Origin of the sequence: Paenibacillus sp. FSL K6-2393 (assembly GCF_038002545.1) — a bacterium.
In the GTDB taxonomy this organism is placed as follows: domain Bacteria; phylum Bacillota; class Bacilli; order Paenibacillales; family Paenibacillaceae; genus Paenibacillus.
Genome location: NZ_JBBOCU010000001.1, coordinates 2,277,367 through 2,290,088, shown reverse-complemented (window position 1 = coordinate 2,290,088; position 12,722 = coordinate 2,277,367). Strand labels below are relative to the sequence as shown.

The following is a 12,722-nucleotide window of genomic DNA, read 5'->3' as shown; positions in this document are numbered from 1 at the left end:
AATTACGATACTATTGTAGCACGCGAACAGTCATCCCGTCAGCAGGCAGTCCCTCACTTCGTTTATTGATATGACTTGAAGTTAACATCGGTGACAAGGGCTTCTTTGTTACTTTTACGGTTGTTGTCCGTGTAACTCATCTGACTTTCAGAGGATAAGCGAAGAGGCAGACTGCTCTTCCGATCTACCGTGAGATGATATACCGTCTGCACGCTCGCTTGTTTCATCATCTGTTGCATCGTTGTTTCACCCTGTTTCCAAACTTTCTCCAGATCCTTCTCAAGCTTCTCCTTACGCGCCCCTTTCACCGTAGCTGCCTTATGCATATATTCTGCCCGAATGGCGTTCATCTCGTCGTTTAGCTGGGCTACAGCCCATGATTTGGCGTCTTCCGGAGCAAGTTCAATCCGTAATGTTCTGGTTCGACGACCAGCACCATACTCGGATTGAATGGTTTTGTGCATCCCATCGATCTTCTCCAATTGGGCAATTGGATTAAAACGAGAAAGAGACCCACGCAGCGGCTCATGCTGCGCTGACAATGCCATCCATTGCCCTTGTTTCCGCTCGAAAGAGGCGCTAAACCCACTGGGCTGTCCATTATTTTTTACGGCAGTTGTTTGAATGCCTGTGCCCACAGCGGTCACTTCTCCAGGTAATCGGGTCTGAAGGGTCAGACGATCATGATTCTCCAGCTTGCCTTCAAATTTGAACTGATTCTCGAACAGCCCGCTGTTCTCCCGTCGAAGCCCTGCCTCTCCTTCAAAACTCAATTTTTCTTTTCCCGCTATCCCCGATAAAGCCAGGGAAAAAACCTCTTCGGGCGTTCGATCTCGCTGGATGAATCCACAACCCGGAACACCAATAATCACGATGCTCACAAATAACCACAATGTACGTACCGAATGGCGGTTAAGCATATCTATCTTCACCCTTCCATGAACTTTCTCCATAGATTGCCCCGCCCGTATACGCTTATACTTCCTTCTATACACAACTTGATCTCCGACGAAAAAAAGAGAACGACTCCGCAATTGGAATTGTTCTCTCTTAACGCGTTACATCCTGTTCCTCTACAACGATTCTGTTCCGACCACCATTCTTCGCGCTGTACAAAGCCATATCAGCCCGATAAAACAAGGACTCTACACTGACCTTTTCATCCATCCAATTCCACTCTGCGATGCCACTGGATACCGTGACGAGCGGTCTGGTCTCTTCTGCAACTCTCTTTCGAATCACTTCCGCATAGTCCAGCGCCTGCCTTACACTCACCTGTGGCATGTAGATCGCCAGTTCTTCTCCACCCCATCTGGCGCAGACATCTTCCGGGCGAACAGAGCTGGTGACGATCTCACTCACTTGTTTCAATACTTGATCCCCCGTCTGGTGTCCGAATGTATCATTCACCTGTTTGAACTGATCAATATCCACCACAATGAGAGAGCCACAGAATTCATGAGCCTGTCGCTCGTGGATAACACTATCCAGATAATGCCTTACGTACAGACCTGTCAACATATCCAGATTAGCCAAGCGCCGAACCTCGGCATGCAGTGTGGCATTCGACAGGGCAAGCCCGATATGAATGGATAACATCTGCAAGAGCCGATAGTTATCATATGAAAAGTAGTGCTCTCTACTGTGTCCAAGCAAAATGGCACCCTTCACTTCACCATTAACTCTGATCGGTGATGCAATCAGTGACATGGATCCCGTATCTTCCATGAAAAAGGAGGACACTTTATCATATTGCGCATAATTGACTATAATAAGCGGTTCCTCTGTTCGGTACACCAAGCCTGCGATACCGTAGTCTACAGAAAAGGATTGGTGAAAAACATCTTTCACGTTAGAAGACATGACTTCGAAGTCATTGGTACTGTCATTGAGTTGAAGAATGCAACACGTTTCGGCCTGGAATATTTCCTTCAACTCTTGCTCGGATAGTTGATAAATCTCCGAAAGATGCAGGCTTTTGTTCAACCGCTGTGTAAGATCATTAATTAAACGAAGTTCCTGAATTAACATATTGGATTGTTCATGCAACTTGGCGTTCTCAAAGGCCGTTCCTGCAGTGTCTACCATCATCGTAATCAATTGCAAGTCCGATTCTTCCATAATCTCTTCATTCATTTCGATATGGAACACACCGTATATGCCTTGTTTGCCTTTCAGCGGAATCCCTACATCTACAATGCGGTTCTCTGCATCATGTGAGCGAGCAACGATCAGCTTACCTTCCATAAATGAACGCACACAAATATCTTCTCCTCGCTCGTGGACAAGCAACGGTTTAATCCGTGGATCAGAGTTGCTCTGATCCTGAGACATATACAATTTGATATAAGTCGCCGGGTACAAGTAGTCCATACTGTCAAATACCTCATCCAATATAGCCTCGACATCCATTTTGTCATGCATTCGCTGAACAATCTGAAAGAGGATGGACCTCCGGTGTTCCTCACGGGCTGTTTGTTCATGAGCATGTAACAGGTCCGTCATAAATATGTATTCAAATCTTCGGTAAAAGCAGGTGCGATAATGCAATGCCTCAGATTGAACCACAGCTTCAGACGTTTCATATCCATTGGATTCATAGATCACAGCAGTGAATACGGCAAACATATCCTTGTTTGTTCTGGAGAATAAGGGATGTGTTATTATAAGATATTCTCCGTGTTCGCTTGTCCCTTTAAGGGACAGGACCTGTCTCTTATCCAAACATTCCAATACCAGCCTGCGTGCATTTACGCCCGGATCAGCTTCATGATCGCTATCGTATCCTATGCAATCACCTTCCGTGTTCCACACGCTGTAAAAGGTTGATGTTCTGGCCAGCCTTGAACCCACTCTGGAGTTCCAGTCACTGTATGCCTGCTCTAGCAAGCTGCCCAAATATGAAAAATCAAAAGGTGTGATATCCATTTTTTGCATCCACAACACATGCTCTTCATGAGAACGAGGAGCGGCAAAAGATGCGGAATCGCCCGAACTTCGTGAATTCAAGCTGGCAGGTAAACTTCTTAGATGTTCTAACATGTCAGGCGCTCCTTTGCACCGTTTTTGCATCCACAAGGATGCATTAATCTGCAGACGTTATCGCAAACCTGCAAATTTGTTGCGATAACCTTGTTACATAAAGATGATTTAAAGTTAAGATACAATCTATTTTACTCTGTTTAAAGCTTTTTTGCATCCATATTTCAGAAAATTGTCCCATTATTTTAGGCCCAATGACCTATCGACAAATTTAGACGTTTTTTTGCTTTTATTCTACGCTTGACTTTGTTTCTCTTAAACTGTAATATAAATTGTTGATGAAGACTACTAATGGGTCTTTAAATTTGGGCATTACCGGTTGTGTCACCCTCATTCTTTTTGTTGCTTTCAGGACAGCGGCTGAACTTTCCTGATCGTTCTATGCGAGGCCAAGCCCGCATCAACAAATTGGAGCGCAAACAGAGCCCTAATATGAACTTTAACTAAAAAGGAGCTACTTTAAACATGGCACGTTACACTGGTCCTAAATTTAAATTGAGCCGTCGCCTCGGCATTTCCCTTAGCGGAACAGGCAAAGAATTGAAACGCCCTTTCCCTCCAGGTCAGCACGGAGCTAACCAACGCAGAAAAATGAGCAACTACGGTATGCAATTGCAAGAAAAACAAAAATTGCGCCACATGTACGGTTTGGGCGAGAAACAATTCCGCACACTGTTCTCTAAAGCTCAAAAAATGCAAGGTATTGCCGGTGAGAACTTCATGTTCTTGCTTGAGTGCCGCCTTGACAACCTCGTTTACCGCCTTGGGTTTGCTAACTCCCGCGCTGGAGCGCGTCAGTTGGTAGCACACGGTCACGTAACTGTAAACGGCAAAAAAGTCGATATCGCTTCTTACCAAGTAAGCACTGGCGATGTAATCGGCTTGCGTGAGAAGAGCCGCGCTCTTTCTTCCGTTAAAGAAGCTTTGGAAGGTCGTTCGCATCTTCCAGCATACGTTGAATACAACGAAGCAGCTGTAGAAGGTAAATTCATCCGCTTGCCTGAGCGTGCTGAATTGTCCCAAGACATCGATGAAAAACAAATCGTCGAGTTCTACAACCGTTAATCGTTGCAATCACATTAAAGTTTCAATCCAAACAGCTGTCGAGATTTTCTCGGCAGCTGTTTTTCTATGCTTTTTTTTAATTATCTTCATTATAGGAACGTAAATAACGATATAAAATATAGACTCCCTTCAGGAGAAGCACACATCCATATATACATCACAAGAATGACATCGAGGGGGATTAAAACATGCATTTTTTTCGCAACCGCAAGCTCGCTGTTAAGCTTGGACTTTTACTCGGGATCGTATTAATCTGTTGTATTGGAGCCCTGATTGCATTTAATACCAAATCCATTTACGACAAAAGCCTCCAGTACGGCGAAACCGTTGCTGGACAGGCAGCAAACCGGGCTACGAATGAGTTTATGACTGACATTAATCAGGTCAAAAACACGTTGGACACCATGAGTACCACGTTATTGGATGCTGCTCAGAACGGATCACTCAACCGTGAAGAAATCGTCAGACTTCTTGAACAATATCTGAAAAAGGACGAGAAAGTTTTTGGCTTTTATACGGGTTGGGAACCTGACGCCTTTGATGGAAACGATGCGGATCACGTCAACAAAAATGAATATGATGATGCTACGGGTCGATTCGTTCCATACGTTATACGCGATGGCAACTCCCTGCATTTTGAGCCAATGCCTACTTATGAGGGAAGCGGTGAAACTAGTACTTACTATCAGCAACCAAAGAAAACCAAATCCATCTATTGGTCCGAGCCTGTTACCTATACGGTTGGTGGTAAAGAAACACTGCTCGTTTCGATTGTCCTCCCTCTATTAGATGAAAACAAAACTTTTCTGGGCATTGTGGGGGCCGACTTTACCATTGATCGTTTTCAGCAAAATATAGCATCACTTAATCCGGATCAGGGTTATGCCATGCTTATTACTAGTGAAGGACAGATTGCTGCACATGGCTCCAAACCGGAACTGGCTAATGAAGGAGCCGTAATTCCATCTGAAACGAAGACAGTCATTCAGCGTATACAGTCTGGCGAGTCCCAGTTTTACGCTACAGACCCTGAAGTAGGGGAAGAACTGTTTATTGCCGAGCCCGCCAGGTTACAAGGAACGGATTCAAACTGGTACCTTGTATCGGCGCTGCCAAAGAGCCACATCCTTCAACCTTTCTATGACAGCTTGAATTGGTCCATTCTGATTGCCGCACTGGCAGTACTTCTGCTTGCAGGTGTGGTTACCTACACTATCGTCTCCATTGTAAGGCAGTTGAATCAAGTCAATATTGTCGCTGGACAGCTCGCTGGCGGGGATTTGACACAAAAGTTACCTGTACGATCCAAAGATGAATTTGGCGTCATGGCGGGTCATATGAATCAGATGATGGATACACTGCGACATACCATCTCGGTTATATCCGAACATGCTTTATCTGTCGGCTCCACTTCTCAACAATTGACCGCAGGTGCCGAAGAAACAGGTAAAGCAGCCGAACTGATTGCATTAACAGGAGTTGAAGTTGCAGATAAAGCAGGTAAACAGGTGCAGGAGCTGCAAGAGTCCTCCCGTTCCATGAATGAAATATCTGCAGGGATCGGAAGAATTGCAAAGGCTGCCTCCGATGTATCGGATTCATCGCGAGCTGTGGCTGAGCGAACAACTGTCGGAACCGATAAGATTCAGTCCGCCATGCGTATGGTCGATAGTGCCACCTCTTCTGTGCAGACGTCCATGACCGCACTGGAGAATTTCCGTCAACGTTCTGAAGAGATTGGTCATATTACAGGCATGATCACGGAAGTTAGCCGTCAAACTAATCTTCTTGCCCTTAATGCTTCCATTGAAGCATCACGAGCAGGTGAACACGGGCGTGGCTTTGGTGTTGTTGCTTCCGAGATCCGTAATCTGGCTGAACAATCCAGAACATCAGCAGCGCAGATTGCAGCGTTGATTCATAGCGTTCAGCAAGAGGTCCTTTCTCTCGTTGAAAATATGGAACAGGGGAACGCCGAGGTAAGCCATATAGCGGAAGTGATTAATGAGAGTGGTGAACTATTCCTCTCCATTTCATCACAGATTACAGATGTTAATGAGCAGATTGAGCATGTCTCAGCCATTGCGCAGCAGATGTCAGCTGGATCACAGCAGGTTGATGCCACGTTAGCGCAACTCAAAACCATTGGTCATGAGACAGCAGATCATGCAACTCGTGTTGCCTCTGCCTCTGAAGAACAACTCGCATCCATGGAAGAGATTACGGCGGCATCTGCCTCACTGGCTAATCTTACCCAGGAACTATTAGAACTGATTCAACGCTTCAAAACCTAATGTAGGAGACCTCCAAAACGACAAATCATTCAGGCCACCCTATGCACCTCAGCATGGAGGTGGCCTGCTTATTTTGGCTTACAACTCATGAAATGTGCTTCAATATCGCATCATATATAGCATAATGCATGGCAGAATGGCAAATTTCGACCATTACTTGTATTTCTCAGGCATGCAAACCCGCCTTTTTATGCTATAATAAGTGCTGTTAAAAGGAGGAAGACACTGAATGGTTGATGTTAATAAGAAAAAGCCCGATGAACAGCCTGTACGCAAACGCAGCTTTGCCCGCAGACTGGGAAGTTTCGTCAAATGGATGGTTGTCCTTGGATTTATGGGGGCACTATTTGTAGGCGGTGCTTTGATGGGATACGTCAGTTCCATTGTGAAAGACGAGCCTGTCCGTTCAAGGGCCCTGATTGAACAAAAAGTCAGCGAAAACTCCATCACAGGCTTTGCTTACTTTGCCGACGGCAGTCCGATCGGTCAATTACGTACGGAAGAAGACAGGCGTCCGGTCACTACGGACCAGATCCCACAGAAGGTTATTGATGCTGTCATTTCGATTGAAGACAATCATTTTTACGAACATAAAGGTGTAGACATGAGCGGAACACTACGTGCCGTGAAACAGAAAGTGCTGAAAGAATCAGTACAAACCGGCGGTAGCACACTGACTCAGCAATTGGCGCGTCGTGTGTTTTTGAATCTGGATCGCACAGAAGATCGGAAAGTGAAAGAAATTTTGCTCTCACTCCGACTCGAACGTTTCCTGACCAAAGACGAGATCATGACAGCCTATCTGAACAAAGTTCCTTTTGGTAATGGTTCCAGCGGATACAACGTTTACGGAATCAAAGCGGCCGCCAAAGGATTGTTCAATATTAACGATCTGGATAAAATCAACATCGCTCAAGCTGCTTATCTTGCTGGATTGCCACAACTCCCCTCCTCTTACTCCGCTTTTAACGGTAAAGGTGATTTTGTAGAGGAGAATTTTGACCGCGCAATCAACCGTCAGCATCTGGTACTGCGTCGTATGCTTGAACTGGGCAAAATCAATCAGTCCGAGTATGACAAAGCTCTTGCTTTTGATATCAAAAGCTCTCTCGCTCCGAAGACCATCAAGGCTTACAACACTTATCCATATCTTATGATGGAAACGGAACGACAAGCTGCACAGATTTTGATGAAACAGTTGAATTCCGACACAGGTGAATCTACAGACACAGACAAAGCTACGGATGCAGACACACCTCAAAAGGAAAGCAGTGCATTATTAGAGGAAGCTCAGACGCAACTGCGGACAGGTGGATATCGTATCTACACGACCATCAACAAAAGTATCTACAAAACGATGCGTACCATTGCGGAAGATGACAGCAATTTCTCAGCAGATGATCCTGTCAAAGGAAAAGAACAAACTGCTGCCATGCTGATTAATCACAAAACGGGTGCTATTCTGGGTATGATTGAGGGCCGGAATTTCCAGGATGAACAGATGAACTACGCAACGCAGATGATACGTCAGCCAGGTTCAACGATGAAACCTATAGCCGCTTATCTTCCTGCGCTAGATGAAGGTCTTGTCCAACCTGCTTCTATTATTGATGACTCACCGATCATTCTCAAAAATGGTCCGAGCGGCTACCACATTGCCAAGAATGCCAATAACCGGTATCAGGGACTGGTCACTGCCCGCAGAGCACTGAATTATTCTCTTAATATACCGGCTCTGAAGTTGTTTAATGAAGAAGTAGGAATCGAGAAGGCTTGGACCTTCGCCAAGAAACTGGGTATTACCACCATTCAGAAGGAAGACTATCAGGCTCAGACCGGTGTTCTCGGAGGTCTCCAATACGGTGTAACCGTTGAAGAATTAACCAGTGCCTATGGTGCGATCGCCAATAATGGTGTATATAACGATTCTTACATGATTAGCAAAATTGTAGATTCCAAAGGCAACATCGTTTATAAACACGATACTGAACCTGTCCAAGCCTTCTCGGAGCAGACAGCATACCTGATGACCGATATGCTGCGGAGCGTTATTACAGAAGGAACGGCAGATAAAGTACGTGAAAATTACAAATATTCCAAGAGTGTACCAATCGTAGGTAAAACGGGTTCCACTCAAAACTACGCAGATGTCTGGTTTGAAGGTTATACACCAGATGTCACACTTGGCGTGTGGGTTGGATACAAACAGCCGGTGAATACGCTGGAAAGTAAATCACAGAGAAAACGTGCGCAGCAACTGTGGTCGAAAATCCTGAACGAAGTGATCGATACGCAAAAAGATCTGTTCGTCACGGATTCGTTCAAAAAACCATCTGGCATCGAAACACGCACGGTGTCGGCATACAGCGGCAAGTTGCCAACATCCATGACTGACAAATTTGTTACGGATATTTTCAACAGCAAGTTTGTTCCGAAGGATAGCGATGACGGTGTAGCCAAAGCCAGGTACATTACTTACAATGGTGTAAACTATATTCCGCGTGACGGAACACCTTCGGACATGTTGAAGGAAAAAACAGTAATCAAGCGTAAAAAACCAATCTCGGATCTCATCAAAGAATTGCAAAATGCATTCTCACGTATGAGTCGACATGAGTCACTTGCTTATTACCTTCCTGAAGATGCTGATGCAGACATGCCAACACAGATTGATCCAAGGACAGATAACGGCAAAGCTCCTGATGCACCAGGCAACGTACGCATCTCAACCTCAGGTGACAGAGCAGTCATTACATTTAATGCCACACCTGAAAATGATGTCGTCGGTTATCGTCTGTACCGTTCTGTAAACGGTGGAGGATTCCAGAACCAGGGTCAGGTTGTCCTGACTGGTGAATCCAGATCATTCTCTGCATATGCAGCGCAAGGTGGCAACTTTGCCTTCTATGTAACCGCAGTGGATGTTGCAGGCAGAGAGTCTGCTCCTAGCGCTACAGTAAATAGTGCTGGAAGTGTACCTCCTCCTGTGGAAGAAGAGATTAATGAGCCGATTGAAGTTCCAGGCACAGTCATTACGCCGGGAGAAACGCAGACCGATAATACAACAACGACAGCCCCAGGCACACCTGGTCAAGTCAGCGTATCTGCTCTCACTCAAGGACTGCGCATTCAATGGGCGTCAACTCCAAACGCAGATAGTTATGCTGTATATTACAGTGAAACAGGCTCAGCTCCTTATACCAAAATTGGAACAACGTCGGGAACTACCATGGATTATGGAGTGCCTGCGTCTACCAGTGGATGGTTTAAGGTATCTGCCAGTAACAGTGCGGGTGAGTCCGAACCTTCTGCGGCCGTACATTTTCAACCCTGATTCAGGCATAGCGATCTAAAACAAGCCGCATCCTCAGACCGTATCTGAGGGTGCGGCTTTTTATTTGGTTGTGCAGCAGCTAAAAAAGCCTGCTTTCATGCCATTGGCATAAAGCAGGCTTTTACAACCGATTTTAATTGGTAGAGTCACCGTATTAGGATTCGCAGAGTATTAACCTCTTCCCCACACTCATTTGTATCGGCATCGATACCAACACATTGATGATCCTGGCACTATTGCGTTAGTCTTCAATGGTGGACAAATCCCCTGCTGGCAGATCAAGCTCCCAGGCTTTCAATACACGCCTCATGATCTTGCCAGAACGTGTCTTGGGCAGTTTATCCTTAAACTCAATCTCACGCGGAGCAGCGTGGGCAGACAAGCCCTCTTTGACAAAACGATAGATCTCTTCTTTCAGCTCCGGTGTCGCCTCATATCCTTCACGAAGCGCCACAAAGGCCTTGATGATCTCCCCACGTGTCACATCCGGCTTACCGATTACACCCGCCTCTGCTACCGCAGGATGCTCCACAAGCTTGCTCTCCACCTCAAAGGGTCCGATGCGCTCGCCTGACGAATTAATCACATCATCAATCCGTCCCTGGAACCAGAAATAGCCTTCTTCGTCCATATAAGCAGAGTCACCGGATACATACCAACCCGTAAGCCTGAAATACTCCTCGTATTTCACAGGGTTATTCCAGATCTTCGCCATCATGGATGGCCAAGGTGCTCGTATGGCCAGATTACCCATACTGTACGGCGGCAATTCCTGCCCGCGATCATCAATAATCGCTGCTTCGATGCCAGGCAATGGTCGTCCCATGGAGCCAGGCTTGATCGGCATTCCGGGATAGTTACAGATCAACTGTGCACCTGTTTCCGTCATCCACCATGTATCATGAATTCGCTGACCATAGGCTTTCCATCCCCAACGAACAACCTCCGGATTGAGCGGTTCACCGACAGACATGACATGACGCAGACTGCTCAGATCAAACTGGGCGATGGTCTCTTCTCCCGCTCCCATCAGCATACGGAAGGCCGTTGGTGCACTGTACCAGATCGTGACTTTGTTCTTCTGGATGGTGCTGTACCAATCTTGAGGGCTGAAACGACCGCCCCGTATCACATTGGTCACTCCGTTGAGCCATGGAGCAAAGATACCGTAAGAAGTCCCTGTCACCCAACCAGGGTCAGCAGTGCACCAGTACACATCATCCTCACGTAAATCCAGAACAACCTTACCTGTATAATAGTGCTGAATCATGGCATTTTGAACATGGTACACCCCTTTGGGTTTACCCGTAGAGCCTGAGGTATAATGAATAAGCAAACCATCCTCACGATTCAGCCACTCTACTTCCATCTCATCCGAAGCGGCAGACATCTCTGCATCAAAATCGATGAGTCCTTCTTCAGTCTGTACGCCCCCACCCACGATAAATATATGTTTGAGTTCGGGCAACTCGGAACGTTTGATGCGTTTCAGTAATTCTGGAGTTGTGACGAGTGCTACTGCTCCGCTATCTTCCAGCCGATCCTTCACAGCCGTTTCCATAAAAGCTTCGAACAAAGGGCCCGCGATGGCTCCAGCTTTCAATATGCCCAGAAGACTAAAATACAGCTCAGGACTTCGAGGCATAAAAATAAACACTCGCTCCCCTTTGGCTATGCCATATTTGCGGAGAACATTCCCGAACCGACTCGACTGTTCACTCAGATCAGCGAAAGTATAGGACTCTTCACGTGAAGCATCGCTATACAATAAAGCGGTTTTCCCGCCCCTTCCTTCCAGTACATGACGATCAATCGCTTCATGCGCCATGTTTACTTTTCCGCTGGCGTGCCACGTAAAGTGCCTTTCCACCGATTCCCAATCGAACCGGCTTCTCGCCTCCGTGTAATCGCCCAGATTAGATTCAGACACAACCGTTTGCAGCATCTCACCATGTGCTTGACTCATGCTTGCCAGCCTCCTTCAACTCGACATTTCGATTCCCGTTAGGGGTCATTTCTCATTGCCTTTGTGTTGACTGAACTTCCAGTTAGCGCTTACATTAGTAGAGAGAACTTCTCATCATGTACTTGCTCGGCCAAACAGATGTTAACTATACTGTATTGAATTGTGAACATTTTTTGTCTACGCAATTATAGCAAATCTTTTCAATTGTCGTCTATGGCTTTTCAATTTTTTGGATTTTTGCTATAGCGGACTTTTTGAACAACCTCTATAAGTAGGAGAGAGAGGAGCATGAACCATGGAACATATCAAAGAACATCACATGCGTTCCATCTTCAAGTCCGGCCACCGGATTACTGTTGAAGGCCCCGTGCAGGCCGAGGAGATAACCCGTCTTGCCTTCCATCCGGATCTGGATGCCTTTCGGCGCCCAACGGAGCAGCAGGAAGCTCTCGCAGAGATCGCTGCATTACCTGAAGGTCGAATTATCATTGCACATGAAAATGAGACGATTATTGGTTATGTAACCTTTCACTATGCGGATGATTGTGAACGCTGGTCCGAGGGTAATATGACTGATCTGATTGAGCTTGGGGCAATCGAGGTTGCGGACGACTATCGCTCGCTTGGCATTGGACGTGAGATGTTGCTTACCTCTTTGGAAGATAAATACATGGAGAACTACATTATTTTCACCACAGAATATTATTGGCATTGGGATCTGAAGGGCAGCGGACTAAACGTATGGGATTATCGCAAAATGATGGAGAGGCTGATGGAAACGATCGACATGACGTGGTATGCAACAGACGACCCCGAAATCTGTTCACATCCTGCGAACTGTTTGATGGTACGTATCGGAAGTCAGGTGCCCATCACATCGGAAGAACAGTTTGATCGTGTACGCTTTCGCCATCGGTTCATGTACTAATTCGATGATCTGCTCGAAAAAAAGATATACATAACAAAAACCGCCTCTCGCAGCGTTGCTCCATACTTCATGGAACAGCTAATCGAAAGGCGG

The 12,722-nt window shown here is 46.1% G+C and carries 7 protein-coding genes; 4 read left to right on the top strand and 3 right to left on the bottom strand.

Annotated features, from left to right (window positions below):
* Window positions 1-62 precede the first annotated feature (62 nt).
* Both MHI14_RS10070 and MHI14_RS10065 read right to left on the bottom strand, forming a co-directional pair.
* Complete coding sequence (locus tag MHI14_RS10070) at window positions 63-953, bottom strand: hypothetical protein (protein WP_341130253.1); 891 nt, start codon at window positions 951-953, stop codon at window positions 63-65.
* A gap of 97 nt (window positions 954-1,050) precedes the next feature.
* On the bottom strand, window positions 1,051-3,042 hold the full coding sequence (locus MHI14_RS10065; RefSeq protein ID WP_133385492.1) for a sensor domain-containing diguanylate cyclase: 1,992 nt from the start codon (window positions 3,040-3,042) through the stop codon (window positions 1,051-1,053).
* 465 nt (window positions 3,043-3,507) lie between these two features.
* Here MHI14_RS10065 and rpsD point away from each other — a divergent pair, with 465 nt between their 5' ends.
* The 3 genes from rpsD (at window position 3,508) to MHI14_RS10050 (ending at window position 9,735) form a co-directional block, all read left to right on the top strand.
* Entirely contained in the window at window positions 3,508-4,107 is a 600-nt protein-coding gene (rpsD, locus tag MHI14_RS10060; protein ID WP_062835377.1) for a 30S ribosomal protein S4, read from the top strand.
* A gap of 188 nt (window positions 4,108-4,295) precedes the next feature.
* A complete protein-coding gene (locus MHI14_RS10055; protein WP_341130252.1) occupies window positions 4,296-6,401 on the top strand; it encodes a methyl-accepting chemotaxis protein in 2,106 nt (701 codons plus the stop codon).
* A 229-nt stretch (window positions 6,402-6,630) separates the two neighbouring features.
* Window positions 6,631-9,735: a transglycosylase domain-containing protein gene (locus MHI14_RS10050; protein WP_341130251.1), complete on the top strand. Its 3,105-nt coding sequence runs from the start codon at window positions 6,631-6,633 to the stop codon at window positions 9,733-9,735.
* 241 nt (window positions 9,736-9,976) lie between these two features.
* On the opposite strand, the gene acsA is transcribed toward MHI14_RS10050, so the two are convergent.
* Complete coding sequence (gene acsA, locus MHI14_RS10045) at window positions 9,977-11,701, bottom strand: acetate--CoA ligase (protein WP_341130250.1); 1,725 nt, start codon at window positions 11,699-11,701, stop codon at window positions 9,977-9,979.
* A 295-nt stretch (window positions 11,702-11,996) separates the two neighbouring features.
* Here acsA and MHI14_RS10040 point away from each other — a divergent pair, with 295 nt between their 5' ends.
* Entirely contained in the window at window positions 11,997-12,629 is a 633-nt protein-coding gene (locus MHI14_RS10040) for a GNAT family N-acetyltransferase (RefSeq protein ID WP_091028605.1), read from the top strand.
* The last annotated feature ends 93 nt before the right edge of the window (window positions 12,630-12,722 follow it).